Origin of the sequence: Streptomyces sp. NPDC093109 (assembly GCF_040701725.1) — a bacterium.
Taxonomy (GTDB): domain Bacteria; phylum Actinomycetota; class Actinomycetes; order Streptomycetales; family Streptomycetaceae; genus Streptomyces.
On the sequence record NZ_JBFBEZ010000059.1, the window covers coordinates 13,691 to 40,062 of the forward strand.

Here is a 26,372-nt window from a genome sequence, read left to right on the forward strand (position 1 = left end):
CGGGACCCGGTGCTCACGGGAGCGGCAGGAGATCGGGCCGCTTCGCCTCGACGTGGTCGCCCGAGGACTCACCGCGCAGCCTGCGCCCGATCCAGGGGACCAGGTACTCACGTGCCCAGTGGATGTCGTCGCGCCGTTCCTCCAGGGTGCCGCGCGGCGGCAGCGGCGGCCACGGCTGGTCCGGGTCCGCGGGCACCTCGAAGCCGAGCACCTGAGCGGCGCGCAGCGCGACCCTGGTGTGTCCCTCGGGCGACAGATGGAGCCGGTCGCCGTCCCAGGCCCGCCTGTCCTGGACGGTCTTGAGGGACCACAGGTCGAGTACGGGACAGCCGTAGCGGTCCGCGATGGCCCGCGTATGGGCGTTGAACGTGGCGATCTTGCCGCGCAGATGGCGCAGTACGGGGACGCCACGGGTGTCGAAGCCGGTGGTCAGCAGGACGGTGCCGACGGATCCTGTCAGGTCGGCGACGGCCCGCTCGAAGCGCTCGGCGACATCGTCGGGGTCGCTGCCGGGCCGGAGGATGTCGTTCCCGCCCGCGCAGAAGGTCACCAGGTCCGGGGCGAGTTCCCGCGCCCGGGGTATCTGCTCCTCCGCGACCTGGTCCAGGAGCCGGCCGCGTACGGCGAGATTGGCGTAGCGGAAGTCCCCGTGCGCGGTGTCGGCCGTCGCGCCGGAGTCCGGGAGCTGGTCGGCGAGCAGGACCGCCAACCGGTCCGCCCATCCGACGAACTGCCCGTCGGGGCCCGGATCTCCCACGCCCTCCGTGAAGCTGTCGCCGATCGCCGCGTACGACCCGAATCCGCTGTTTCCTGTTGTTCTCGAATCGTCTGCCACAGCGGTCCATCTTCCACCCGGCGTTGTGACCTACGCGACCGTAAGGAGGGGTTGACCGTGGGTGAGAAATACCATCCGTCAAGTTTCGCCCAACCGGGAATAGCCGGAGAACGGTGGTCGCCCGGCACCGGAGTGCCGGGCGACCACCGCGCGTCCGCCGCGGTCCGGAGCGGGTTCAGACCGTGACGCCCTGCGAGCGGAGGTAGGCCACCGGGTCGATGTCCGAGCCGTAGTCGGGGCCTGTGCGGATCTCGAAGTGCAGGTGGGGGCCCGTGACATTGCCGGTGGCGCCGGAGACGCCTATCTGCTGCCCCACGTCCACGCTCTGGCCGTTGGAGACGGACAGCGCCGACAGGTGGGCGTACTGGGAGTACTTGCCGTCGCTGTGCCGGATGACGACCTGGTTGCCGTACGAGCCGCCCCAGCCGGCCGAGACGACGGTGCCCGCGCCGACCGCCTTGACGGTGGAGCCCGCGGAGGCGAGGAAGTCCACACCGGTGTGGTAGCCACTGGACCAGCTGCCGCCCGACGCGCGGTACGACGTGCCGATCGGCGCGTCGACGGGCTTGAGGAAGCCCGAACCGGTGGTCTGCGTAGCCGTGTTGGGCGCCGCGCTGCCGGAGGCGGTGGACGACCCCGCGTCCGACGAGGCGGACTTGGACGACGCGGACTTCGACGACGCGGTGCCGGAGGCCTTCGCCGGAGCCTCGGCCCGGGGCGCGGACGCGGCCGGCGCGGAGGAGGTACGGGACGGGGCGGCCGACGTACGGGACGGCGCGGCCGACGCCGCCTTCGTGCCGAGCGTCAGCTTCAGCCCGGGGTGGATCAGACCGGGGTCGGCGCCGATCGCCCGGCGGTTGTCCTCGTACAGCTTCTGCCAGCCGCCCTGGACCCGCTGCTCGACCGCGATCTTCGAGAGATAGTCGCCGGAGACCACGGAGTAGGTGCGGGCCGCCGTCCTGGTGCCGATCCGGGTGGCGGCGGTCCCCTGCGGAGCGGCCGACACCGAAGCCGAAGCCGACGCCGATGCCGCCGACGTGGTACGCACCGTGTCGGCCGCGGCGGGAGCCGCCTGAGGAGCGACGGCGGGCGCGGCCTGCCCGGCGGCGTGCGCGCCGGTGGCGGCGATGAGCGGCAGCGCGATGGCGGCGCCGCCCGTGCCTGCGGCGATGAAGCGGCGCGAGAGCGGATTGTTCTTCGGTCGGCGGTGCTTACCCTTCGCGGGCATGTGCGTTCCTCTCCGGCGCCGTACGAGGTGAGCTGTCGGGTTCGGGCTGGAGCTGCCCGGCCGCGCGTGGTGCGCGGCTTCACCCCGAGCCGGTCCGGAACACCCGGATCGGCGTACTGCCTGGGTCCCCCGCTCCTGCCACACGTGAAGGGTTCGGGTGTGGGTCTCCGGGCAGTGGCAGGATTCGGCGTTCCACCCGGATTGAGGGTGAACGTAGGCGAGTCGGACGTCCGGTACAAGCAGTTGTTTTCAGCCGCAGGAGGTGACTGGAATATCGCCACGCACCACCCGTCACCCTGCGTCGATGACCGATCTTCGATTCCCCCATGGGGTTGGCTTTACCTTCGGCGACGCCGCCACGGAACGTCACCGCTATGATTCCGCTCACGGCCCGCACCCCATCTCCCCCATTAACAGGGCACTTTGGCTGCAATCCCCCATTACGGACAGATCCCCCGCGGCCACCTCCTCGGCTCCGAACCCATGTCGTATCGTCAGGAGACGACCTCGTCGGCGAGCCGCGCCGACGGCAGACACGGAGGAGCCGCCGTGACGCAGCAGCTGCCGCAAGTCCCGTCGACAGAGCCCGAACTGTCCGGTGTGCGCAACTTCCGTGACGTGGGCGGCCTGCCGACCACGGACGGCCGGCGCGTACGCGGCGGCACACTCTTCCGCAGCGGCCACCTCGCCCACGCCACCGACGCCGACGCGGCCTTCCTCACCGGCCTCGGGTTGCACACGGTCTTCGACTTCCGCAACTCCGCCGACATGAAACTGGACGGCGAGGACGTGGCACTGCCCGGCGTCCGGCAGGTGAACATCCCGCTCTCCGACCCGGCCGACGGCGCCGAGTTCTGGCGGATGGTGCGGGACGGCGATCTCGGTCAGCTGCGCTCGCTCCTCTCGGACGACAGGGGGGCGGCCCGGATGATCGGCTCGTACCGGACGATCATCACGGAGCGCACCACCGAGCACAGCCGGGTGCTGCACGCACTCGCCGAGGACAGCGTCCCGGCGCTGATGCACTGCGCGGCGGGCAAGGACCGCGCTGGGCTCTCCGTCGCGGTCGCCCTGCTCGCGGTCGGGGTCGAGCCCGACGCGATCGAGGCCGACTACCTCAAGTCGAACGATCCGCACCGCCGCTACCGGGTCCGCCGCGGCGACGGCTCGGCGGCCGAGGAGTCCGCCGAGGTGATGGAGCTGCTCAGCCCGCTCTTCGACGCGCGCCCCGCCTACCTGGCGGCGGCCTTCGAGAGCATCACGAACACCTGGGGCACCACCGACCGCTATCTCTCCGAGGGGCTCGGACTCGCCCCCGAGACCCGCGACCGGCTGCGCGACCGGCTCCTCGACGACGGCAACGGCTGACGCCGCACGGTTATCCCTTGCCGCCCATCTCGAAGAGCAGGTAGAGGAACGCGGCGAAGAGATGGCCCGCCACCAGATAGGCGAAGAGCCGGATGACCAGCCCCCGGGGGAACTTCTTCTCCTCGTCCATGATCCGTTCCGGCCGGGCCGCGGGTCCGGCCGCGGGTCCGGCCGCGACGGCGGGGGCCCCGGGATCGGCGGCGGGTACGGGCTTCTCTGTCTCCGGCATGGCGGCGGGCCTCTCTCGGCGGGTCAGCGGCGGTGGGTTCCGCCGCCGAGGCACAGCTCGGCGGCGGAACTCTGCAGCAGGGTGTGGACGAAGAGCAGCTCGGTCCCCCCGGGACCGGCCGCGGCGATCCGGTGCGGGGTGAGCGAATCGAAGTGCGCGCTGTCCCCGGCGGCGAGCACATGCGCGGTGTCGCCGAGGTAGAGCCGCAGCCGCCCGTCGAGGACATAGAGCCACTCCTCCCCCGGGTGGACGCGGACGAGGTCCCCCTGCGCCCCGTACGGCACCTGGAGGCGGAGCGGCTGCATCGCCCGGCCGGGGCTGCCGGCCTGGTGGTACGTCCAGCCGTCGGCCTCCGCGGGCGCAGGCCGGCCGGCCCGGATGATGGGGTCGCGCTCCGGCGGCACCTCCCCGAGCAGTTCGGAGACGGTCGTACCGTAGATACGGGCCAGGCCGAGCAGCATGGGCAGCGACGGCTGCCTGCGCCCCGTCTCCAGCCGGGAGAGATGCGCGGGGGACAGCCCCGCCCGGCGGGCCGCGGCCTCCAGGGTGAGGTGCCGGCCGCGGCGCAGCTCGCGCAGCCGGGGCGCGACATCGGGGAGCTGTTCGGGCAGTTCGCCGGCCGCCTCTCCGGCGGGAGGTGTGCTCATGCCTCCCATTGCGCCAGCATCTTTCCTCAGAGGCAAATTTCTTGCCCCTGAGGCAAAAACCCTACCGGTGGGCGACGGCCTGTTTCACCAGGGTCCGCCCGAAGTCCCACATGAGTCCACCGCCGCTGTGGGCGTCGTCCATGACGGCGGTGAAGGCCGTCACAAAGCGGTCGACCTCCGCCTCACCGATGGTCAGCGGCGGAATCAGCTTGATCACTTCCAGCCGGTCGCCCGAGACCTGGGTGAGGATGCGGTGCTTCTGGAGCAGCGGTACGACCACCATCTGCGCGAAGAGCCCCTTGCGGGCGGCCTGGAGCATCGTCCAGCGCCCGCGCAGCTTCACCGACCGCGGCCGGCCGAACTCGATGCCGATCATCAGGCCCCGGCCGCGCACCTCGGACAGCAGCTCGTACCGGTCGACGAGCGCCGCCAGCCGGGTCCTGAGCAGATCGCCGGTGGCCCGCGCGTTGGCGACGATCTCCTCGTCCGCCATCACCGAGAGGACGGCCAGGCCGGCCGCCATGGCCTGGGCGTTCGAGCCGAAGCTCGCCGAGTGGACCAGGACACGGTCCATCGAGGAGTAGACCTTCTTGAAGATCCAGTCCTTGCCGAGGGTCGCGCCTACGGGTACGTAGCCGCCGGAGAGCGCCTTGGCCACACAGACCAGGTCCGGTTCGACGCCGTCCTCGTGCTGGTACGCGTAGAAGTCGCCGGTCCTGCCGAGGCCGGTCTGCACCTCGTCGGCGATGAGCAGCGCTCCGTGGCGGTGCAGCAGCTCCTGCGCGGCGCGCAGGAAGCCGGGCGGGGCCGCGTGGACGCCCTTGCCCTGGATCGGCTCGACCACGAATCCGGCCACGTCTCCGCGGCGCAGCTCCCGTTCCAGCGCGTCGAGATCACCGAGCGGGACGGCGGTGTCGGGCAGCAGGGGGGCGAATCCGTCGCGGAAGCCGTCCTCGCCGTTGACGGAGAGGGAGCCGGTGGTCAGTCCGTGGAAGGCGTGCGGGCAGTAGAGGATCCGCGGCTTCCCGGTGGCGTACCGGGCGAACTTGAGCGCGGTCTCGACCGCCTCCGTACCGCTGTTGCCGAAGAACACCCGGTCGAGGTGCGGGCTGTGGGCGAGGAGCCGCTCGGCGAGCAGTCCGGGCAGCGGCTGGCAGTCGAAGCGGGTGAGATCGGCGAGGGAGGCGTCGAGGACGTCGTGGAGCGCCTTGCGTACGACGGGATGGTGCCGGCCGAGGCCCATCACGCCGAAGCCGGCGAGCATGTCCAGGTAGTCGTCGCCCTTGTCGTCCCAGAAGTAGGCGCCCTCGGCCCGTTCGTAGACGCGGTCGAAGCCGATGGTGCGCAGCATGCGCGGGAGCTGGTGGTTGAGATGCCGGGTGTGCAGCTCGTAGCGCTCGGCGCTCCGCTCGGCGAGGAGCTTGCCCAGGTCGAAGCCCTTGGGTTCGGTGGTCATGCCATGGCCTCCTTGGGACCGGATACGGAACCGGGCACGGAACCGGCCGGTGGCGCCCAGCACTCCGGCGCCACCGGCTCACCCGTGGTCATACCGGTCGTCACCGCGTCCCGACGACCGTCTCGCGAGCCGCCCGCAGGGACTCCTTCAGCGAGCCCATGGTGGCGAGGACTGCGGTCGGTTCGTAGCCGCAGTGCGCCATGCAGTTGGCGCAGCGCGGGTCCTTGCCGCGGCCGTACTTGCTCCAGTCGGTCTCCTCGATGAGCTGACGGTACGTCGGCACATACCCGTCGCTCATCAGATAGCAGGGGCGCTGCCAGCCGAAGAGCGAGTAGTTGGGGATGGCCCAGGCCGTGCAGGGGAAGTCGGCCTTGCCTTCGAGGAAGTCCAGGAAGAGGGGCGAGTGGTTCAGCCGCCAGCGCGCCCGGTTGCCGCCGGAGAAGGCCTTCCTGAAGAGTTCCCTGGTCTGCTCGACCCCGAGGAAGTGCTCCTGGTCGGGCGCCTTCTCGTAGGCGTAGGCGGGCGAGATCATCATCTCGTCCACCTTCAGCTCGTCATTGAGGTAGTTGAGTACCTCGATGATCGTCTGCGGGGTGTCGGTGTTGAAGAAGGTGGAGTTGGTGGTGACCCGGAAGCCGCGGCGCTTGGCCTCCTTGATCGCCGCCACCGCCTCGTCGAACACGCCCTCCTTCGCGACGGATTCGTCGTGCCGCTCGCGCAGCCCGTCGATGTGCACCGCGAAGGCGAAGTACCGCGAGGGCGTGAACTTGTCGAGCTTCTTGCGCATCAGCATCGCGTTGGTGCAGAGGAAGACGTACTTCCTCCTGGCCACCAGCTGGCGGACGATCTCGTCGATCTGCGGGTGCATCAGGGGCTCGCCGCCGGCGATGGAGACCATCGGCGCGCCGGACTCCAGCACCGCCCCGACGGCCTGGGCGACGGGCATGCGCTGCTTCAGCACTCCGGCGGGGTGCTGGATCTTCCCGCATCCCTCACAGGCGAGGTTGCAGGCGAAGAGGGGTTCCAGCTCGACGATGAGCGGAAACTTCTCCCGCTTGCGCAGCTTCTGTTCGAAGAGGTACGTCCCGACCCTGATGGTCTGACGAAGTGGCATGGCCATCTAGCTCACCTCCTGGGGAGCAGCAAAGAACGGTGCCATTCATGAAAAGCGGGAAGGACGGCACGGAGAACACGGAAGGCCGATATTCCACCGCGTACCGTGCCAATACGGACCAGCTCATGCTCCGGAGCGTCCACGATCACCCGGACGGCCGCAACCGGGCGGGGGCCGGACAGCAGGGCGCCGCGGAGCGTGGCGGCGGACTCCATGTCCACCGCGAGCGCCCCGGTGGTCCGCAGCTCGGCCCGCTCCCGGCCGCGCACCACATGGTCGGATCCGGTCAGCGGGCCGGTGTGGACCGTATGCCCGGGTACGGCCCTGACCAGGGCGTCGACCAGGGCCCCTACGCCCGTGCAGGGGGTGGTGGCGTCCGGGCCGCGGGTCTCCTCGGCGACGATCAGATCGCCGGGGTTCATCCCCGGGGCGAGCCCGGCGCAGAACCCGGACGCGAGGACGGCCGCGTCCCGGTGCCGGGGCTCCGCGAGCGCGCGTGCCACGGCGCGCTCGGCGTTGGCGGGGCCCATGCCGGTACGGAGCAGGGTGACCGGCCCCGCCGCCCCGGCCCGGCCGCCGCGCGGGGCGGCGCGCAGCGCGAAGCGTTCGATGCCGAGCGCGCAGGCGATCAGCAGCGGTACGGCCGGACCGGAGGCGCCGGGGCGAGGAGACGGCCCCGGGGACCGTTCCATCAGCTGCCCTTGCGCGTGCCGGCGAGGGCGGTGAGGGCCTTGGGCTCTCCGTGGACGTACCGGCCGAGCGCCGTGAGCGGGAAGACCTGCCGGTACAGGTGGTAGTTGATGGAGAAGTCCCAGGGGAAGCCGGTGCCGGTGAAGTACGGCTCGTCCCAGGAGCCGTCCTCGCACTGGGTCTCGGCGAGCCAGGCGACGCCCCGCTCGACGGACTTGCTCTCCCGTTCCCCGGCGGCGAGGAGCGCGAGCAGCGCCCAGGCGGTCTGCGAGGCGGTGGTGGCGCCGTGTCCGATCCAGTCCTCCTCGCGGTACGAGCGCAGGTCCTCGCCCCAGCCGCCGTCCTCGTTCTGGACGGATTCGAGCCAGCTGACGGCGCGGCGGATCGCGGGGTGGGCGGGCGGCAGTCCGGCGGCGGTGAGCGCGGGCACCACCGCCCCCGTCCCGTACACGTAGTTGACGCCCCAGCGGCCGAACCAGCCGCCGAAGGTCTCCTGTTCCGCGAGGAGCCACTCGACTCCGCGCCGGGTGACCGGGTGGTGGGCCCTGCCCTCGTAGGCGAGCATCTCGACGACGTGCGCGGTGACATCGGCGGAGGGCGGGTCGATGACCTCGCCGAAGTCGCAGAACGGCAGCCGGTTGGGGAAGGGGCTGGTGTTGTCGGCGTCGAAGGCGCCCCAGGCCCCGTTCCGCGACTGCATGCCCAGGTTCCACCGGGCGCCGCGCTCGATGGCCGCGTCGAGCCGCTCGGGGTCGGGGTGGCCGACCCTGCGCAGCGCGAGGATCACCTCGGCGGTGTCGTCGATGTCGGGGTAGTTGTCGTTGTGGAACTCGAACGCCCAGCCGCCGGGGGTGAGTCCGGGCCGGCGTACGGCCCAGTCGCCGGGGCGGACGATCTGCTCGCCGATCATCCAGTCGGCGGCCTTGACCAGCGCCGGATGGTCGGGGCTCAGCCCGGCGTCGGCGAGGGCGATGGTCGCGAGGCAGGTGTCCCAGACCGGCGACTGGCACGCCTCGATCATCCGGGCGCCGTCCTCGCGCCAGACGGCGAACCGGTCGAGCGATTCGAGTCCGGCGCGCATGATCGGGTGGTCGAGGTCGTAGCCGAGCAGATGCAGGGCCATCACGGAGTAGACGGCGGGCGGCTGGATCCCGCCCCAGCAGCCGTCGTTCTCCTGGCGCTCGATGATCCACCGCGCGGCGGCGTTCATGGCGGTGCGGCGGAGTCTGCGCGGGGCGACTCTGTGGTAGAGGTGCAGGGCCTTGTCGAGGCGCTGGAAGACACCGTCCCAGCTGGCCACGGGCGCGAGGGCGGTCCCGCCGGCGACGGGGCCCGCGTGGAGTTCGTCGAGGGGGAAGGGCGCGGGCCGTACGGGCCGTTTCGCCGAGACGATGGTGAGCGGCACGATGGTCTGCCGGGCCCAGCAGCCGAAGTCGTAGATGTTGAGCGGGAACCACTTGGGCAGGAAGACCAGTTCGGGCGGGAGTTCGGGCAGGTCGTCCCACTTCCACCAGCCGAAGAGCGCCAGCCAGACCCGGGTGAAGACCCGGCTGGCGGCGATGCCGCCCCGGCTACGCACCCACTGGGCGGCGCGCGCCATGTGCGGGTCGTCGGGCCGGTCCCCGGCCAGCCGGAGCGCCACATACGCCTCGACGGTGGCGGAGAGGTCCGGGGGGCCGCCGTAGAACGTGGCCCAGGTGCCGTCGGAGCGCTGCTCGCCCCGGATGAAGAGGCCCGCGGCGTGGGTGGTGCGGGGGTCCTGGATCCCGAGGAACTGACGGAGCAGCAGATCCTCGGCGTCCATCGTCACATTGGTGGCCAGGTCGCCCTTCCACCAGCCCTGGGCGTCCTGCCTGCCGAGCAGATGCTCGACGGACCGTGCGGTGGCCCGCTCGGCGGCGACCCGGAGGTCACCGCCCTCGGCGAGCTGCGCGGTATCGGTCGTTCCGTTGCCCGAGGGTGCGCGGGGTCCCACGGCCCCGGTGCTTCCGTCGGTCGTCGCTGTCATGGCTTCCCCTTCGTGCAGTGGTGTGCTTCTGCTGTGCTGGGGTCTCCGTCGTCCGGCGCTGGTTAGGGGCGGCGGACGGCGACTGCTCGGGATATGGGGGTCATCACCCAGAAGGAAGGCATAAGTGAATCGTGATCATCTCTTCCGTACGACGACGAAGTCGGCGAGCGCGACGAGCTGCGCCCTGACCTTTTCCGGCATGTCCACACCATCCAGAGCCTCGATGGCGACCGCGTGCTGCCTGCGGGCCTCCTGAGAGGTCCACTCGCGGCCACCAGCTTCCTCGATCAACGCCGCGCGGGTGGCGAACTCTTCCTCGGAAAAGGTCTCGAAATCATTGCTTTTCGCATCGGCGGCGAGCAGTTCGCCGAGCCGACGCGACGCCGGACCGCCGGCGGCGAGCGCGGCGACGACCGGCAGGGACTTCTTGCGCTGACGCAGATCGCTCCAGGTCTGCTTGCCGGTGGCCTCGGGATCGCCCCAGATGCCGAGCAGATCGTCGACGGCCTGGAAGGCGAGACCGAGGTGGTGCCCGTACGCCTCCAGCGTGTCGGCCGTCCGGTCGTCGGCGCCGCCGAGGACCGCGCCGATGGAGACCGCGCAGGCCAGCAGGGCACCGGTCTTGTTGCCCTCCATCTCCAGGCACTCCTCGACGGTGACCCGCTCGCGGTGCTCGTAGGAGATGTCCTGGGCCTGACCGTCGATCAGCTTGCGGGTGGCGGTGGTCAGCCGGCGGGTGGCCCGGCCCGCCTCGACGGTGCCGATCTCCAGCAGCAGCTCGTTGGCGAGGGCGAAGAGCGCGTCGCCGACCAGGATGGCCTGGGCGGGGCCGTGCACCTTCCAGACGGTGTCGCGGTGACGGCGCTGCTCGTCGCCGTCCATCAGGTCGTCGTGCAGCAGCGAGAAGTTGTGGACGAGCTCCACGGCGACGGCGCCGGGGATGCCCGTCTCCGGGGGCGCTCCGGCCGCTTCGGCGGAGAGCAGCGCGAGCGCCGGGCGCACCGCCTTGCCGCCGTCGCCGTCGGCGGGCCGGCCGTCGGCGTCGATCCAGCCGAAGTGGTAGGCCGCGACGGTGTCCATGGGCGGGGCGAGCCGGTCGACGGCGGCGCGCAGCACCGGTGTGGACAGGGCTCTGCCGCGTTCCAGCAGCGCGTAGACGTCCGCGGTGTCGACAGCCGGGTTGGCCGGGGGCACGGTCGGCACGGTCTCTCCTCTTGTTCCAGTACTCGTTGGTGCGGTACTCGGGCTCATGCCGCCTCCTCCAAGGGGTGTTCGTGGCGGCGTCCGAGTGCGGAGAGGGCCGCGCCGGCGGCGCTGAAGCCGCTGCGCACAGCGCCCTCCATGGTCGCGGGCCAGCCGGTGGCGGTCCATGCGCCGGCCAGGAAGAGGCCGGGGGCGCGGGTACGGGCGGCGGGCCGCAGCCGGTCCACGCCGGGGGTGGGAGCGAACGTCGCTGTCCGCTCCCGGGTGACGAAGAAGTCCCGTACCTCCGCGTCCCTGACGGGGGGCAGCAGGCGTTCGAGTTCGGGAAGGTAGCGGGCGCGCAGCTCCGAGACGGGGGCGTCGATCTCGTCGGCGGCGTCCGACTGGGAGAGCGCCAGGTACTGGCCCTCCTTCAGTCCGGAGGCGTCGGTACGGTCGAAGACCCACTGGACGGGGGTGCCGAGCGCGGCGAAGAACGGGCGGCGCAGGACCGGACGGTCGTAGACGACATGGATGTTGAGGATCGGCGCGGTGCCGATCTCCCGCAGCCGTTCCGGGTGGTCGAGCGCGCCCGCGGGCAGCAGGTCGTGGGTCTCGCGCTGGGGTACGGCGAGCACGACGGCGTCGGCGTCGAGGCGCTCGCCGTCCACGTCCACGTGCCAGCCGCCGCCCTCGGGGGCGCGGGTGACGGAGTGGACGCGGGTGCGCAGCTCGGTCCGTACGCCGGCGGAGTCCAGCGCCTTGCGGGCCAGTGTGTCGTGCAGGTCGCCGAGCGGGACGCGGGCCCAGCCGATGTCGGCGGCGCCGGGCTCGGAGAGCAGTCCGGTCCTGAAGACCGTCGCGGCGAGCGCGAGGGAGGCGTGCGGCGCGGTGGCGTTGAGGGTGGCCACGCCGACGAGGTCCCAGAGCGCCTCGATGGTGCGGTCGGACTGTCCGTGCCGACGGAGCCAGCTGGCGAAGTCGGTGTCGTCCAGGGCGGGATCGCCGAGGTCGAGCCGCTGGAGCGCGAGCGCGGCGCGGCCGACGGAGGCGCGTTCGGCCAGGGAGAGGTGCGGGTACGTGGCGAGCCCCCGCGCCAGATGCAGCGGTACGGGCAGCCCGGTGCGGCGGATCCGGCCGAGCCGGCGGCCGACGGGCGCGTCGAGGTCGACCACGGGGACGTCCAGCCGGTCCTGGAGCGGCGCGAGCGCGGCGCCGTCGACCCGGTCGAGGAACCACCGGTAGGCGGTGCAGCAGCGCAGATAGACGTGCTGGCCGTTGTCGACGACGAGGTCCCCGCGCCGGAAGGAGAACGCGAGTCCGCCGAGCCTGGGCCGTCCTTCCACGAGCGTCACCCGCACCCCCGCGTCGGCGAGCTGAAGGGCGGCGGTGATCCCGGCGAGCCCAGCGCCGACCACGACCGCGTGGTGGGCCCGTGTGCCGTCCTCGGTCGACCTCATACGTTCCCTCCTACGGCCGTCGTAGTCAGGGACGCGTCATTCGAACGAGGGGTTGAGCGAAATCGATGGGCGCATACGTTCGAAAGGGGGCGGAAGGAGCGTCCGGTGACGGACAGGCCCTCCGCGCCCCGCGCGCGGTACCGCATCAGCCGCGCCTCCTGACGCTCTGCCGCGAGATGTGCCGGGCGTCGAGTCCGGACAGCCCGCGCACCGCGACATACGCCTTCTCGTGCCCCGGCAGCGAGACCCGGCCGCGCAGCACGGCCTCCGGGTCGCGCTCGATACGGTCCAGCAGCCGCCGGTAGATCCCCGCCATGGCGGCCGTACAGGCACCGCTGCGCCGGTCCAGCAGGGGCAGCAGCCGCAGCCCCTCGGCGAACAGCGCGCGGGCGCGCCGTACCTCGAAGTGCACCAGCCCGGCGAAGTCGGCGCCGGGCGGCGGGGTGGCGCTCCGGAACCCGGCGGAGCAGCCGAACTTGGCGAGGTCGTCGGCGGGCAGATACGTCCGCCCGTTGCCCGCGTCCTCGCGCACGTCCCTGAGGATGTTGGTCAGCTGGAGGGCGAGCCCCAGCGTGTCGGCGTACTCGGCGGCGCGCTCGGCGCCCGGCGCGCCCTCCACCGTGCCGAACACACCGAGCGACACCCGGCCCACGGCGCCCGCGACACACCGGCAGTAGACCTTCAGGTCGTCCCAGGTCTCGTAGGTGTCGCCGCGCACGTCCATCAGGACGCCGTCGATCAGCTCGTCGAGTCCGCCGAGCGGGATCGGGAAGCGCCGGACGGCGTCCGCGAGCGCGACCGCGACCGGGTCGGTGTCGTACTCGTCGACCTCGCCCGCGCGGACTCGGTCCAGCAGGGCGCGGGTGTCGTCGAGCCGCGCCTGCTTGGTCTCCGGCGCCAGCGTGCCGTCACCGATGTCGTCCACCCGGCGGGCGAGGGCGTACATCGCGGACAAGGCCTGCCGCTTGTCGGTCGGCAGCAGTCTGATGCCGTAGGCGAAATTACGGGCCTGCTGTCCGGTGACGGCCTCGCAGTAGCTGTAGGCCGCCAGTACCGGCGCGGACATGGGCGTCTGTCCCTCCACGTTCCGGCTCACCCCTCTCTGTGCGCACTTCGCAGGACAGCTCCCACTTCGCGCAGCAGACGCGGCTTGGTGGGTTTGGGCGGCCCGGGCAGCACATCGTGCCCGGCGGCCGCGATCGAGACGAGGGCGGCGCGCCCTCCGGCGACGAATCCGGCGAGCAGCAGCCGGAGCCTGCCGTGGACGCTGCCCACCAGGGGCGCCCCTTCGGCGAGCAGCAGCCGGGCCCGTTCGGCCTCGTAAGCGATGAGGGTGCGCACCGACGCGTTCCCGGTCGGGGCGGACAGATCCGCCTCGGTGACACGGAAGCGCTTCATGTCCTCGGCGGGCAGATAGACGCGGTCGCGGCCGAGGTCCTCGGTCACGTCCTGGAGGTGCTCGACGATCTGGAGCGCCGTACAGACGGCGTCGGAGCGGCGGATCCGCTCGGGGGTCGCGGTGCCGGTGATGCCGAGGACGAGCCGGCCGACCGGGTTGGCGGACAGCTCGCAGTAGGCGAGCAGGTCGTCGTAGGTCTCGTACCGCCGGACCAGCTGGTCCTGGCGGTTGGCCGCGACCAGTCCGAGGAAGGGTTCCGGGGTGAGCGAGCGGCGCCGTACGGTCGGGATCAGGCCGCGCAGCAGCGGGTGCCGGGGCTCCGGTCCTTCCGTGGCGAAGACGCGCCGCAGGTCGGCCTCGAAGGCGTCGAGCAGCGCCACCCGGTCGTCGGCGCGCGCGAGCTCGACGCCGAGGTGGCGGGCGTCCGCGCCGCCGGGGGCCAGGTCGCCGTCGCCGATGTCGTCGACGAGCCGGGCGAAGCCGTACACGGCCATCAGGTCGTCGCGCCAGGCGCGCGGCAGGAAGAACGGGGCCACCGGGAAGTTCTCGTCGGCGGCCTTGTCCAGGGTGGTGCGCGAGGAGGAGTCGGGACGCGCCCGAGGGGTGGCCGTCACCGCGAACGGCCCGGTACGGGGACGGCGGAACTCTCGCGGAGCTGGAGATCTTCCGTCATTGCCGTCACATCTCCCGTTCTACACTGCCGACTCAATACATCCCATTTCGGACACGCCGCCCGTCACACCGAGTACCGGAGGCCGCTCGGCGGGCCGCTCGGCCCTGCGGGTATTGGCCCCACTTGCCGTGAATCGGCCCGGCCCAGCTTACGTTGTACGGCCAAGGGGAACACGCCGGGGTGTGGGGCGCGTTACAAGAGCGTCGCAATGTCCCCCAACCTTCCCCGGGCGCAATGGACTTGGCCCAGACATGACCCCCGGGGCCCCCGGCCCGCCCCCGCACGGCCCGGCCCCCGCCGGAGCCGCTCCGGCGGGGGCCGCACGTCCGCTCCGGGAACCGGCTACTTGCCGGTCTCCTTCTCGTACGCCTTGATGACCTCGTCGGTCGGGCCGTCCATCAGCAGCTCGCCCTTCTCCAGCCAGAGCACCCGGTCGCAGGTGTCCCTGATCGACTTGTTGCTGTGGCTGACCAGGAAGACCGTGCCGGCCTCCTTGCGCAGCTCGCGGATCCGCTGCTCGGAGCGGATCTGGAACCTGCGGTCGCCGGTGGCGAGCGCCTCGTCGATCATCAGCACGTCGTGGTCCTTGGCCGCGGCGATGGAGAACCGGAGCCGGGCAGCCATGCCGGAGGAGTACGTCCGCATCGGGAGGGTGATGAAGTCGCCCTTCTCGTTGATGCCGGAGAAGTCGACGATCGACTGGTACCGGTCACGGATCTGTTCGCGCGTCATGCCCATGGCGAGACCGCCGAGGATGACATTGCGCTCACCGGTCAGGTCGTTCATCAGGGCCGCGTTGACGCCCAGCAGCGAGGGCTGGCCGTCGGTGTAGACCTTGCCGCTCTCGGCGGGCAGCAGCCCGGCGATGGCGCGCAGCAGCGTCGACTTGCCCGAGCCGTTGGTGCCGATCAGTCCGATCGCCTCGCCGCGGTACGCGGTGAAGCTGACCCCCCGGACGGCGTGCACCTTGCGGACGCCGCGCGCCGACTCGGTCTTCTCGCGGCGGAGTATGCGGCTCAGGGCCGCGGTCGCGCTGCCCCTGGCACTGCCCCCGGTGTTGACGCGGTACACGATGTGCACGTCGTCGGCGATGACGGTGGGGATCCGTCCCTGCTTCTGCTCCTCAGCCACGGCCGTACCGCTCCTCAGCCTTCCAGAAGTACACGAAACCGGCCACGCTCAGCAGCACGGCCCACAGCAGCGCGACCGCCCAGACGTGCGCGGGCAGGTTCTCCGCTCCGTACCCGTCGATCAGCGCGTACCGGACGAGATCCATGTAGATCGCGGCCGGGTTGTACTGAAGGACGTCCGCGATCCAGGAGGGCTTGCCCTCCAGCATGACGGGGATGGAGAACATCACGCCGGACGCGTACATCCACGTCCGCATGATGAAGGGCATCAGCTGGGCGAGGTCGGGGGTCTTGCTGCCCAGCCGCGCCATGATCAGCGCGAGCCCGGTGTTGAAGAGGAACTGGAGCGCCAGCGCGGGCAGCACCAGCACCCAGGTCAGCCGCGGGTAGCTGCCGAAGGAGACGGCCACCACGATCAGCACGATCATCGAGAACATCAGCTGCTGGAGCTGCTGCAGCGCGAACGAGACCGGCAGCGAGGCCCGGGGGAAGTGCAGGGCCCTGACCAGTCCCAGGTTCCCGGAGATCGCGCGGACGCCCGCCATCACCGAGTTCTGCGTGAAGGTGAAGACGAAGACGCCGGTGACGAGGAAGGGGATGAAGACTTCCTGCGAGAAACCCTTCCTGGTACCGAGAATCAGTCCGAAGATCAGGTAGTAGACAAGGGCGTTCAGCAGCGGCGTCGCCACCTGCCAGAGCTGCCCGAGCTTCGCCTGGCTGTACTGGGCCGTGAGCTTCGCCTGGGAGAACGCCAGAATGAAGTGGCGCCTGCCCCACAGCCGGCTGACGTAGTCCCGCAGTCCGGGCCGGGCACCGCTCACCGCCAGCCCGTACTTGGCGGCGAGCTCCGCCGGGGACAGACCGTCGTCGGGCGAAGGGGGGGCGCTCACAGCGATCGCACCCTCTTGGGTTGTGTCACTCACAAGTTGAAACTTTCGTGTTCAAGATGCGCAGCCGGTCGGGCAGGGGGGTACGGAAACCGTGCCCCTGGGGGGAGTACGCCCGATGCTCTCAGAAGCGATGCGAGCTTGTCAGATGACGGGTGGTCGTCCCAACCGGGTCAGCCGCCACACCGTACGCCACTTCATGGGACGGCGCGGTCCGCACGGCGTCGCCCAGCCTTCCCTGAACCCGCCGAACCACGCCTTCAGCGCCGGTACGGAGGGCCGCCGGACCAGGGTGAGCAGCAGCCACACCCCGAGGTAGACGGGGACAAGGGGCGCCGGCAGATTGCGGCGGGCCAGCCAGACCCGGTTCCTGGCGACCATGCGGTGGTAGACCGCGTGCCGGGACGGCGGCATGGTGGGGTGCAGCAGCACCATGTCGGCGCGGTAGTCGATCATCCAGCCGGCGTCCAGCGCGCGCCAGGCGAGGTCGGTCTCCTCGTGCGCGTAGAAGAAGTCGCCGGGCAGCGGCCCGACGTCGGCGATGACCTTCGTCCGTACGGCGTTGGCCCCGCCGAGGAACGTCGTCACCCGGGACGACCGCAGCGGGTCCGCGGCGCGCAGCCGGGGCACGTGGCGGCGCTGGGTGAGTCCGGTCTCCGGGTCGGCGATCCGGAAGCCGACGATGCCGAGGGCGGGATCGCCGGCGAACGCGGCGCGGACCAGCTCGGCGGTGTCCGTCCGCTCCAGCAGCCCGTCGTCGTCGAGGAAGAGCAGTACGTCCACCTCGCGGCCGGCCTCGCCGAACGCCTCGATGCCGACGTTCCGGCCGCCGGGGATGCCCAGGTTCTCGGGCAGCTCGACGGTCCGCACCCCGGCCGGGACGGCGCCCACGGGGGCGCCGTTGCCGACCACGACGGTCTCGATCGGGTCGCCGTCCTGCCGGGCGACCGAGTCGAGCAGCGCCCGCAGCTCGACCGGGCGCTCCCCCATGGTGATGATCACCGCGCCCAGGGTCGGTCCTGACCGCGCGTCGCTCACTTCAGCCTGCTGGACGCCAGGATGGAGACCAGGTGCAGGAGCGTCTGGAGGAGCGCGATCCCGGCGAGGACCGCGATGCCGAGGCGGGTGAAGTACAGGTCGCCCCTGACCGAGTCCACGATCGCCAGGAGAAGGATCAGCAGGGACGCCTCGATACCGAGGATGAGCCGGTGGAACTTGAGCGCCCCGGCGGCCCTGCGGGCCAGCGCCATACCGGACGAGCGCGGCTCGGAGGCCGACTCCTTGACCGGGGCGAGCCCCTGCTGATGACGGGCGACGCCGACCAGGTCGGTCTCGGCCTTGACCAGGATGGCGCCGAGGGCGGCGAGCGTACCGAGGAAGGCCCACAGCCAGTCGATCCGGCCGGTGCCCCACAGGTCGGCGCCCCGCAGCCCGAAGCCGACCAGAACGGCGGCGTCGCACAGGTAAGCGGCGACCCGGTCCAGGTACACCCCGGTCATCGAGTACTGCTTCTTCCAGCGGGCGATCTCCCCGTCGACGCAGTCCAGCAGCAGATAGAGCTGGACGGCCACCACGGCGAGCAGCGGGCCCGTGATGCCCGGCACCAGGAGGGCGGGGGCGGCGAGGGCACCGGCGACGGTCATCACGTACGTCAGCTGGTTGGGCGTGACCCGCGTGTTCACCAGGTACCGGTCGACACGCAGCGAGATCTCCCGCATGTACAGGCGCCCGGCCCAGTGCTCACCGCTGCGCCGGTCCTTCACTCCCACCGGGTGTACGACCGGGCGGAGTTCAGCTACTGATGGTCTTGGCATAGTCGGCGTACGCGTCCCTGATCTGGTCGGTGGACAGGTCGAGGTGTTCCAGGATGGTGAAGCGGCCGGGACGGGTCTGCGGCGCGTAGGCGACGGCCTGGACGAACTCGTCGGGCGTGAAGCCGATCTCCTGGGGCAGCACCGGCAGTCCGTGCCGGCGCAGGACCTCGGTGAACAACTGTGACTCCTTGCGGGCGCCGCGCAGATGCATGGCGAAGGCCGCGCCGAGGCCGACCTGTTCGCCGTGGAGCGCGGCGCGCCGGGGGTGGAGCAGGTCGAAGGCGTGGCTGATCTCGTGGCAGGCGCCGGACGAGGGGCGGGTGTCACCGCTGATCGACATGGCGATGCCGGAGAGGACGAGCGCCTCGGCGAGGACGATGAGGAACTCGTCGTCGCCGACGCCGCCGGGATGGCGCAGCACGGCCTCGCCGGCGGTACGGGCCATGGCGGCGGCGAGCCCGTCGACGGACTCGCCGTTGATCCGGTGCGACAGCTCCCAGTCGGCGATGGCCGAGATGTTGGAGACGGCGTCCCCGATCCCGGAGCGTACGAAGCGCGGCGGGGCGTCCCTGATCACGTCGAGGTCGACGACCATCGCGATGGGCGTCGGAACGCCGTACGAGCCGCGGCCGTTGTCGTTGTCGAGGATGGAGACCGGCGAACAGATGCCGTCGTGCGAGAGGTTGGTGGCGACGGCCACCATCGGCAGCCCGACCCGGGCGGCGGCGTACTTGGCCACGTCGATGATCTTGCCGCCGCCGAGGCCGACCACCGCGTCGTACCGCTTGCCCTTGATGTCGTCGGCGAGCTTGACGGCCGAGTCGATCGTGCCGTCGGCGACGCCGCACCAGTCGGCGTCGGGGAGCACGGGACCGAGCCGGTCGCGCAGGGCCCGGCCCGAGCCGTCGCTGATGGCGATCGCGAGCCGGCCGGAGTTGGAGATCCGCTGGTCCGCGAGGAGCCCCGCGAGACCGTCCATGGCGCCGGTCCTGATGTCGACGACGACCGGCGAGGGGATCAGCCGGGTCAGTACTGGCACGCGATCTCCCGGCCCTTCGCGAGGTCGGCGTGGTTGTCGATCTCGACCCAGGGGATGTCGCCCACGGGCGTCACGTCGATGGTGAGGCCGCGGTCGATCAGCTCCTGGTAGCCGTCCTCGTAGTAGAGGTCGGGGTCGCGCTCGAAGGTGGTCCGCAGCGCGTCGGCGAGGTCGGCGGCGGCCTCGGGCTCGATCAGGGTGACCCCGATGTACTCGCCGGTGGCGGTGTCCGGGTCCATCAGCTTGGTGATGCGGGCGACGCGTCCGGCGCCGTCGGTGATGACCTTCATCTCCTCGTCGGCGAGGTGCTTCACCGTGTCGAGGGCGAGGATGATCCGGCGGCCCTCGCCGCGCGCGGCGAGCAGGTCCTTCTCGACGGAGACGGGGTGCACGGTGTCGCCGTTGGCGAGGATCACGCCCCGGGCGAGGACATCGCGGGCGCACCAGAGGGAGTAGGCGTTGTTCCACTCCTCGGCCTTGTCGTTGTCGATCAGGGTGAGCTTCAGCCCGTACGTCTCCTCCAGGGCGGCCTTGCGCGCGTACACGGCCTCCTTGCGGTAGCCGACGACGATGGCGGCCTCGGTCAGGCCGACCGCGGCGAAGTTGCCCAGCGTGAGGTCGAGGACGGTGGTGGTGCCCTCCCCGGCGGGGTCGACGGGCACGAGGGCCTTGGGCAGCGTGTCGGTGTAGGGGCGCAGGCGCCGTCCGGCACCGGCGGCGAGTACGAGGCCGATCATGCGGGTTCTCCTTCGTCATGTACGGCGGGGGCTCCGGAGGAGACCCAGAACCGGATGGACTCCACGAGCGCGACCAGCGCCACGGCGACGGCGAGGACCGTCAGGGCCGGCGGGAGGTCGAGTCCACGCGTGGCGAGGGCGGCGGCCAGCACGACCAGCAACGTACGGCCCTCGTGCCCGCCGAGCGCCAGGACGAGCCGGCGGGGCGGGGCTCCGGCGCCGCCGCGGATGCGGTACACCGTGTCGTAGTGATGGTAGGCGACGGCCGCCACGAGCCCGAACGCCGCGGGCAGGGCGCCGGGGACGTCGGCGCGGGCGCCGATGACCAGGACGGTGCTGTACTCGGCCGCCCGGAAGACCGGCGGGACGAGCCAGTCGAGGGCGCCGCCCATCCGGCGGGCGACGGCGAACCCCGAGGTCAGCACGTACACCAGGACACCGAGGAGGGGCACAGGGCCGTCGAGGGGCGCGAGGGCCCCGGCGGCGACGAGCGCGGCGCCGCCCGCGAGGGCGATCAGGAACGGCAGCGCGCCGGGGAGCGCGCGGGCCGGGCGGCGCAGCACCCGGCCGACACCCTCCGCGAGCGGTCCCGAGTCGGCGAGGTCCGCGAGCGCGCGGGCGGCGCGGTCGGTGCGGACGGCCTTGCGGGTCACCGATCGCAGCACCCGGCCGGCGGTGGTGTAGCAGGCGGCGAAGGCGCAGCCGGCGAGCAGGGCGTAGAAGACGATCCGGGGCGTGGTCAGGGCCGTCAGTACGGCGATCATGGCCCAGCGCTCGCCGATCGGCAGGACGATCATGCGGCGTACCCAGACCGTCCAGCCGACGCTGTCGAGCCGGCTGGAGAGCGCGGAGGTGGGGGTGCCCACCACGGCCTTGCCGTCGGCCGCCGCGGTGGCGGCGTCGGCGTTGGCCTCGTTGAACGAGAAGTCGATGAAGTGCCGGCAGCTCTGGAGGACCATCGCGGCGAGCGCGAGCGCCCATACGTCGTCGCCGCCGCGCGCCGCGCCGAGCGCGAGTCCCGCGTAGTACGCGTACTCCTTGGCGCGGTCGAACGTGGCGTCCAGCCAGGCGCCCAGCGTGGAGTACTGGAGCGAGTAGCGGGCGAGCTGTCCGTCGGTGCAGTCCAGGACGAACGAGAAGATCAGCAGCGCCCCGGCGGCGGCATAGCCGCCGCGGGTGCCGGTGGCCGCGCAGGCCGCCGCGATCAGCGCGGTGACGAGCGAGGCGGTGGTGACCTGGTTGGGGGTCAGTCCGCGCCGGGCGCACCAGCGGGCGAGATAGCGGGAGTACGGGCTGATGCAGAAGGTGGTGAAGAACCCGTCGCGGGCCTTCACGGCGGAGCGCAGCCGTACCGCCTCGTCGTCCACGGCGGCCACGGCGTCGGCCGCGCGCGTCCTGGCGTCCGGGTCGGCCGGTACGGCGGCGACGAGCGACCCCAGCTCCGGCCGGGTGACCGCGGTGCCGTCGGCGTCGAGCGCGCCGGCGAGGCGGTCGGGCAGGGCGGCGGCCGGGGATCCGGTGCGCGGCGCCTGGGCGGCGACGGCGGTGGCCGCGCTCCGGCCAGGACCGTCCGCGCCGGCCTGCGGCCGGTCGCCGGCGTCCGCCGCGGCGGTCAGGGCGCGCAGCAGCGCGGGCCTGGCCTCGGGCTGGACGGTGAGCGCGCCGGGGACGGCGGCGGCGGGGAACCGGGGGTCGGTGAGCCCCAGGCGCAGCGCGTGGACATGGCCGACGAAGCGGGGGTCGACGAGGGCGACCCGCTCACCGGGGGCGGCCGAGGCGATCAGCTGCCGGGCGCCGTCGGCGTCCGGTGCGGTGTGCACGTCGAAACCCAGCGCCCGGAGATCGCCTTCGAGCGGCGATCCGGGTACCGGAGGACCGGCGAGGATGGCGGTCGACAGACGAACTCACTCCTTGGCACTGACAGGGCTGGGGGCGCGGCGGGGCACCCGGGAAATCCGGGATGTCCGGGCGGCGGCACGTCGGCAGAGGCTATCGGATGGCGGGAAGCGGGAGTTCACCGCCCGTTCGGGGCTCGTTGTCCCGCCGGACGCCGGGTGGCCGCGTCATCACGCTCCACCTGGTGATCATCATCATCGATCGGCCCCGGCCCCACAAACCCCGGTCCGCTCCGGCCACGGACCCTGACCGTTCCCGGACACCGCCTAGGGTGGCCCCATGACGTGGCTGATCACAGGCGGAGCGGGTTATATCGGGGCACATGTCGCGCGGTCCATGACCGGCGCGGGTGAGCGGGTGGTCGTTCTCGACGATCTGTCGAGCGGCTTCGCCGAGCGGCTGCCGCCGGAGATCCCGCTGGTCGAGGGCTCGGTGCTGGACCGGGAGCTGGTCGACCGCACGCTCGCCGGGCACCGGGTCACCGGGGTGGTGCACCTCGCGGGGAAGAAGCGGGTGGGCGAGTCCGTCGAGCGCCCACTGGCGTACTACCGGGAGAACCTGCACGGGCTGACGGTGCTGCTGGAGGCCGTGGTGGCGGCGGATGTCCGGCGCTTCCTCTTCTCGTCGTCCGCCGCCGTGTACGGCGTGCCCGATGTGGAGTTGATCACGGAGAGCACCCCGGCCGTGCCGATCAATCCGTACGGCGAGACCAAGCTCGCGGGCGAGTGGCTGGTCCGGGCGGCCGGGCGGGCGCACGGGGTCGCCACCGGCTGTCTGCGCTACTTCAATGTGGCGGGCTCGGCCCGGCCCGAGCTGTCGGACACCGGGGTGTTCAACATCGTCCCGATGTTCTTCGACCGGATCTCCCGGGGCGAGGCTCCGGCGATCTTCGGCGCCGACTATCCGACCCCGGACGGCACCTGTGTCCGCGACTACATCCATGTCGCCGATCTCGCCGAGGCGCATCTCGCCGCCGCGCGCCGGCTGGCGGAGAGGGACGCGTCCGGGGAGTACGGGGACCTCACGGTCAACATCGGCCGCGGCGAGGGCGTCTCGGTCCGCGAGCTGGCCGGTCTGGTGGCGGACGTGACCGGCGACCGTACCCCGCCGGTGATCGGCCCGCGGCGGCCAGGGGACGCCGCGCGGGCGGTCGCCGCGGTCGGGCTGATCGCCGAGGAACTGGACTGGACGGCGCGGCGCGGGATGCGCGAGATGGTCGAGTCGGCCTGGGAGGGCTGGCGGCTGCGCCATCCGGTGGCCCCGGTCGGCTGAGCCGACTCCCGGCCGGGCCGTGCCGCCGCCCGAACCTCGCTGACCTGCGGACATTTCCGCAGGTCAGAGCAGATGACAACGGTGTTCAGTGCCGTGTTGCCGGATACCCCCCACCCGTGTTCATCTGGCGTGGTCGGGACATCGTCGGGACGACCGGGAAGGACGCCTCATGGGGGCAGGGCACAACCACGGACACACGCACGCGGGACCGCCGCCGGGCACCGCGACGGCCGCCTACCGCGGCCGGCTGCGGATCGCGCTGTCGATCACGCTGTCCGTGATGGTGATCGAGATCGTCGGCGGGATCCTCGCCGACTCGCTCGCCCTGCTCGCCGACGCGGCGCACATGGCGACGGACGCGGTGGGGCTGGCGATGGCGCTGCTGGCGATCCACTTCGCGGCCAGGCCGGCCGACACGAAGCGAACCTTCGGCTTCGCGCGGGCCGAGATCCTCGCCGCGCTGGCCAACTGTCTGCTGCTGCTCGGCGTGGGCGGCTTCCTGCTGTACGAGGCGATCGACCGTTTCGTCACACCGCCGGAGACCAAGGGCGGGCTGACCATCGTCTTCGCCGTCATCGGCATGCTCGCCAATCTGATCTCCCTCTCCCTGCTGATGCGCGGACAGCGCGAGAGCCTCAATGTGCGCGGCGCCTATCTGGAGGTCCTCGCGGACACGCTCGGCTCGTTCGCCGTGCTGGTCTCGGCCGCGATCATCCTGACCACCGGGTGGCAGACCGCCGACCCGATCGCGGGCCTGGTGATCGGCCTCATGATCGTTCCGCGTACGCTCAAGCTGCTCCGGGAGACGCTCGACGTGCTGCTGGAGGCGGCCCCGAAGGATGTGGACATGAACGAGGTACGGGCACACATGCTGGCCCTGCCCGGGGTCGCGGACGTGCACGATCTGCATGTCTGGACGATCACCTCGGGAATGCCGGTGCTCTCCGCGCATGTGGTGGTCGACCAGGACGCGCTGGACGCGGCCGGCCACGAGAAGATGCTCCACGATCTCCAGGGCTGCCTCGGCCATCACTTCGACGTCGAGCACTGCACGTTCCAGCTGGAGCCGGGGGGCCACGCGGAGCACGAGGCGGGGCTCTGCCACTGAACCGGACATGCCCGCGCCCCCGAAGTGCGGACACGGGGCTTTTGTACGGCAGACTTGGCAGCTGAGGCCCGAAGCGAAGGATGGTTATGCCGACCACACCAGTCACTACGGCGAACAGCTCGTCGAACGGCGCACAAGAAACGATCATGCTGGAGCTGGTCGACGAGAGCGGCAACACCATCGGCACCGCCGAGAAGCTCAGCGCCCATCAGCCACCGGGCCGGCTGCACCGGGCGTTCTCCGTCTTCCTCTTCGACCAGCGGGGACGGCTGCTGATCCAGCGCCGCGCGCTCGGCAAGTACCACTCCCCCGGTGTCTGGTCGAACACCTGCTGCGGGCATCCGTACCCCGGTGAGGCGCCGTTCGCCGCCGCCGCCCGCCGCACCCACGAGGAGCTGGGCATCTCGCCCTCGCTGCTCGCCGAGGCGGGCACGGTGCGCTACAACCACCCCGACCCCGAGTCCGGGCTGGTCGAGCAGGAGTACAACCACCTCTTCGTCGGGCTGGCGCCGTCCAGGCTCGCCCCGGACCCGGAGGAGGTCGGCGAGACCGCGTTCGTCACGCCGGCCGAGCTGGCCGCACGCCATGCCGAGGCGCCGTTCTCCGCGTGGTTCATGACCGTGCTGGACGCCGCGCGCCCGGCCGTCAGGGAACTCACCGGACCGGCCGGGGGCTGGTGACACTCCCGCCCGGCGGCTCCACGGCCACCGGGCACATGAGGGGCAGGACGGCCCAGACGATCTTTCCCCCGCCGGCGGTGTGCTCGACACCGCAGCCGCCGCCGGCCTCACGGGTGAGCTCGCGCACGAGCAGCAGCCCGCGCCCGCCGGTCCGCGCGTGGTCCGTCTCCAGGGCCGTGGGCCGGTAGGGATGGCCGTCCTCGACGGAGACCCGGATCCACTCCGCGCCGACGGCGATCTCCACGGCGAACTCGGGCGAGAGCACGGCCGCGTGCCGTACGGCGTTGGTGACCAGCTCGGAGACGATGAGCAGCACACTCCGCACGACGCCGTCCCTGACCGGTACGCGCCGGCGCCTCAGCAGATCGCGCACGGTGTGCCGGGCCCGCGGTACGGAGACGTCGACGGCGGGAGCGGTGAAGCGCCAGACCCCCTCGTACGGCAGCGGCCGGACCGCGGCCGGAACGCTCGTGCGGCTCTCCATGCTGGGGTACCCACCTTCGATTCGACCCTGTGCGATGCCCCCGAGTCTGCGGACCGGGCGGGCGCGCCCCGAGGTGTTGAACACAAGTCAGTGGTAATTGGCGCCTAATGGGCGTGACGGGATCGTCTCCGACCGCTGTCCGCCCCGGGGATACCATCCGGCGTATGGAGCCCGGACTGCTGCACACCGTCACGGACGGCATCGCGACGGTGGTCATCCACCACCCCGCCAAGCGCAACGCCATGACGGTGCCGATGTGGCGCGAGCTGCCGGCGCTGCTCGGCCGGCTGGCGGCGGATCCGGCCGTACGGGTGCTGGTGCTGACCGGCGCGGGCGACACCTTCTGCGCGGGCGCGGACATCGCGTCGCTGCGGGGGCCGGATTCCCGGGAGGATCCGCCGGCGCTGGCGGTACGGGCCGAGGAGGCGCTCGCGGCCTTTCCCCGGCCGACGATCGCCGCCGTACGGGGATACTGCGTGGGCGGCGGCTGCCAGTTGGCGGCGGCCTGCGATCTGCGGTTCACCGAGGAGGGCGCCCGGTTCGGCGTCACCCCGGCGCGGCTCGGCATCGTCTACCCGGAGCCGTCGACGCGGCGGCTGGTCTCGCTCGTGGGGCCCGCGACCGCCAAGTACCTGCTGTTCTCGGCCGAGTTGATCGACGCGGAGCGGGCGCTGCGCACCGGGCTGGTGGACGAGGTGCTGCCGGCCGGGGAACTGGACAAGCGGGTCCCGGAGTTCGCCCGGGTGCTCGGCACCCGCTCGGCGCTGACCCAGGAGGCGGCCAAGGAGTTCGTCGCCGGCCGTACCGACCGGGGCGCGTACTGGGCGGAGCGGGCGCGCGCCGGGGGCGACACGGCGGAGGGGGTCGCCGCCTTCCTGGAGGGGCGCGCGCCGGTGTTCGACCGGCCCGTACCCCACGCCCCTTCGGACGCCGGGTTCCGTCCTTAGGGCCTGTGTGGGGTTGTGATCTGGGCTCGCGGGGCGTGGCACGCACGCTCGCGGCGTTGCCGAAATGCCCTAGTAGCTCCGCTACGAGG

The 26,372-nt window shown here is 71.8% G+C and carries 25 protein-coding genes and 1 riboswitch; of the genes, 5 read left to right on the forward strand and 20 right to left on the reverse strand.

Annotated features, from left to right (window positions below; genetic code table 11):
• Positions 1 to 13: 13 nt before the first annotated feature.
• Entirely contained in the window at positions 14 to 835 is an 822-nt protein-coding gene (locus tag AB0389_RS34530) for an SGNH/GDSL hydrolase family protein (protein WP_366399509.1), read from the reverse strand.
• 175 nt (positions 836 to 1,010) lie between these two features.
• Entirely contained in the window at positions 1,011 to 2,063 is a 1,053-nt protein-coding gene (locus AB0389_RS34535) for a LysM peptidoglycan-binding domain-containing M23 family metallopeptidase (RefSeq protein ID WP_366399510.1), read from the reverse strand.
• A gap of 3 nt (positions 2,064 to 2,066) precedes the next feature.
• A riboswitch (cyclic di-AMP (ydaO/yuaA leader) is annotated at positions 2,067 to 2,231 on the reverse strand.
• A gap of 381 nt (positions 2,232 to 2,612) precedes the next feature.
• On the opposite strand from AB0389_RS34535, the gene AB0389_RS34540 reads away from it, so the two are divergent.
• Positions 2,613 to 3,431 (forward strand): tyrosine-protein phosphatase, encoded by an 819-nt coding sequence (locus tag AB0389_RS34540; protein ID WP_366399511.1) that lies wholly within the window; start codon positions 2,613 to 2,615, stop codon positions 3,429 to 3,431.
• A gap of 10 nt (positions 3,432 to 3,441) precedes the next feature.
• On the opposite strand, the gene AB0389_RS34545 is transcribed toward AB0389_RS34540, so the two are convergent.
• The 17 genes from AB0389_RS34545 to AB0389_RS34625 form a co-directional block, all read right to left on the reverse strand.
• Complete coding sequence (locus AB0389_RS34545) at positions 3,442 to 3,561, reverse strand: DUF6126 family protein (RefSeq protein ID WP_366399532.1); 120 nt, start codon at positions 3,559 to 3,561, stop codon at positions 3,442 to 3,444.
• Positions 3,562 to 3,683: 122 nt separating this feature from the next.
• Positions 3,684 to 4,307 carry an XRE family transcriptional regulator gene (locus tag AB0389_RS34550; protein ID WP_366399512.1) on the reverse strand — a complete coding sequence of 208 codons (624 nt, stop codon included), beginning with the start codon at positions 4,305 to 4,307 and terminating at the stop codon, positions 3,684 to 3,686.
• Between the two features lie 61 nt (positions 4,308 to 4,368).
• Positions 4,369 to 5,763 carry an aspartate aminotransferase family protein gene (locus AB0389_RS34555; protein WP_366399513.1) on the reverse strand — a complete coding sequence of 465 codons (1,395 nt, stop codon included), beginning with the start codon at positions 5,761 to 5,763 and terminating at the stop codon, positions 4,369 to 4,371.
• A 100-nt stretch (positions 5,764 to 5,863) separates the two neighbouring features.
• Positions 5,864 to 6,883 (reverse strand): adenosyl-hopene transferase HpnH, encoded by a 1,020-nt coding sequence (gene hpnH, locus AB0389_RS34560; protein WP_366399514.1) that lies wholly within the window; start codon positions 6,881 to 6,883, stop codon positions 5,864 to 5,866.
• Between the two features lie 5 nt (positions 6,884 to 6,888).
• The gene (locus AB0389_RS34565) at positions 6,889 to 7,569 is read right to left on the reverse strand and encodes a 1-hydroxy-2-methyl-2-butenyl 4-diphosphate reductase (protein ID WP_366399515.1); all 681 of its coding nucleotides are present in this window, start codon (positions 7,567 to 7,569) and stop codon (positions 6,889 to 6,891) included.
• Positions 7,569 to 9,575, reverse strand: coding sequence for a squalene--hopene cyclase (gene shc, locus AB0389_RS34570; RefSeq protein WP_366399516.1), 2,007 nt, complete (start codon positions 9,573 to 9,575; stop codon positions 7,569 to 7,571). The genes AB0389_RS34565 and shc overlap by 1 nt, the downstream gene beginning before the upstream one ends.
• Before the next feature lie 135 nt (positions 9,576 to 9,710).
• The gene (locus tag AB0389_RS34575; RefSeq protein WP_366399533.1) at positions 9,711 to 10,769 is read right to left on the reverse strand and encodes a polyprenyl synthetase family protein; all 1,059 of its coding nucleotides are present in this window, start codon (positions 10,767 to 10,769) and stop codon (positions 9,711 to 9,713) included.
• 53 nt (positions 10,770 to 10,822) lie between these two features.
• Positions 10,823 to 12,217: a hydroxysqualene dehydroxylase HpnE gene (hpnE, locus tag AB0389_RS34580; protein ID WP_366399517.1), complete on the reverse strand. Its 1,395-nt coding sequence runs from the start codon at positions 12,215 to 12,217 to the stop codon at positions 10,823 to 10,825.
• Between the two features lie 145 nt (positions 12,218 to 12,362).
• Positions 12,363 to 13,313, reverse strand: coding sequence for a presqualene diphosphate synthase HpnD (hpnD, locus tag AB0389_RS34585; RefSeq protein ID WP_366399518.1), 951 nt, complete (start codon positions 13,311 to 13,313; stop codon positions 12,363 to 12,365).
• A complete protein-coding gene (gene hpnC / locus AB0389_RS34590; RefSeq protein ID WP_366399519.1) occupies positions 13,310 to 14,230 on the reverse strand; it encodes a squalene synthase HpnC in 921 nt (306 codons plus the stop codon). Before hpnC ends, hpnD begins: the two co-directional genes overlap by 4 nt.
• A 401-nt stretch (positions 14,231 to 14,631) precedes the next feature.
• Positions 14,632 to 15,420 (reverse strand): ABC transporter ATP-binding protein, encoded by a 789-nt coding sequence (locus AB0389_RS34595; RefSeq protein ID WP_366399520.1) that lies wholly within the window; start codon positions 15,418 to 15,420, stop codon positions 14,632 to 14,634.
• Positions 15,413 to 16,342 (reverse strand): ABC transporter permease, encoded by a 930-nt coding sequence (locus tag AB0389_RS34600; RefSeq protein ID WP_366399521.1) that lies wholly within the window; start codon positions 16,340 to 16,342, stop codon positions 15,413 to 15,415. The genes AB0389_RS34595 and AB0389_RS34600 overlap by 8 nt, the downstream gene beginning before the upstream one ends.
• Positions 16,343 to 16,450: 108 nt before the next feature.
• A complete protein-coding gene (locus AB0389_RS34605) occupies positions 16,451 to 17,296 on the reverse strand; it encodes a glycosyltransferase (RefSeq protein ID WP_366399534.1) in 846 nt (281 codons plus the stop codon).
• A 44-nt stretch (positions 17,297 to 17,340) separates the two neighbouring features.
• Positions 17,341 to 18,120: a CDP-alcohol phosphatidyltransferase family protein gene (locus AB0389_RS34610; protein WP_366399522.1), complete on the reverse strand. Its 780-nt coding sequence runs from the start codon at positions 18,118 to 18,120 to the stop codon at positions 17,341 to 17,343.
• Positions 18,098 to 19,159 carry an iron-containing alcohol dehydrogenase family protein gene (locus AB0389_RS34615; protein WP_366399523.1) on the reverse strand — a complete coding sequence of 354 codons (1,062 nt, stop codon included), beginning with the start codon at positions 19,157 to 19,159 and terminating at the stop codon, positions 18,098 to 18,100. Before AB0389_RS34615 ends, AB0389_RS34610 begins: the two co-directional genes overlap by 23 nt.
• Positions 19,147 to 19,896, reverse strand: coding sequence for a phosphocholine cytidylyltransferase family protein (locus AB0389_RS34620; protein ID WP_366399524.1), 750 nt, complete (start codon positions 19,894 to 19,896; stop codon positions 19,147 to 19,149). The genes AB0389_RS34615 and AB0389_RS34620 overlap by 13 nt, the downstream gene beginning before the upstream one ends.
• The gene (locus AB0389_RS34625) at positions 19,893 to 21,794 is read right to left on the reverse strand and encodes a DUF5941 domain-containing protein (protein WP_366399535.1); all 1,902 of its coding nucleotides are present in this window, start codon (positions 21,792 to 21,794) and stop codon (positions 19,893 to 19,895) included. Before AB0389_RS34625 ends, AB0389_RS34620 begins: the two co-directional genes overlap by 4 nt.
• A gap of 277 nt (positions 21,795 to 22,071) precedes the next feature.
• On the opposite strand from AB0389_RS34625, the gene galE reads away from it, so the two are divergent.
• The 3 genes from galE (at position 22,072) to idi (ending at position 24,852) form a co-directional block, all read left to right on the forward strand.
• Positions 22,072 to 23,064, forward strand: a complete 993-nt coding sequence (gene galE / locus AB0389_RS34630) for a UDP-glucose 4-epimerase GalE (RefSeq protein WP_366399525.1) — start codon at positions 22,072 to 22,074, stop codon at positions 23,062 to 23,064.
• Positions 23,065 to 23,233: 169 nt separating this feature from the next.
• Positions 23,234 to 24,172 carry a cation diffusion facilitator family transporter gene (locus AB0389_RS34635; protein WP_366399526.1) on the forward strand — a complete coding sequence of 313 codons (939 nt, stop codon included), beginning with the start codon at positions 23,234 to 23,236 and terminating at the stop codon, positions 24,170 to 24,172.
• Positions 24,173 to 24,258: 86 nt separating this feature from the next.
• Positions 24,259 to 24,852 (forward strand): isopentenyl-diphosphate Delta-isomerase, encoded by a 594-nt coding sequence (gene idi, locus AB0389_RS34640; RefSeq protein WP_366399527.1) that lies wholly within the window; start codon positions 24,259 to 24,261, stop codon positions 24,850 to 24,852.
• Here the strand turns inward: idi and AB0389_RS34645 are convergent.
• Positions 24,827 to 25,336, reverse strand: a complete 510-nt coding sequence (locus AB0389_RS34645) for an ATP-binding protein (protein ID WP_366399528.1) — start codon at positions 25,334 to 25,336, stop codon at positions 24,827 to 24,829. The genes idi and AB0389_RS34645 overlap by 26 nt on opposite strands.
• A 164-nt stretch (positions 25,337 to 25,500) precedes the next feature.
• Between AB0389_RS34645 and AB0389_RS34650 the strand changes: the two genes are divergently transcribed.
• A complete protein-coding gene (locus AB0389_RS34650; protein ID WP_366399529.1) occupies positions 25,501 to 26,283 on the forward strand; it encodes an enoyl-CoA hydratase/isomerase family protein in 783 nt (260 codons plus the stop codon).
• Positions 26,284 to 26,372: the final 89 nt, after the last annotated feature.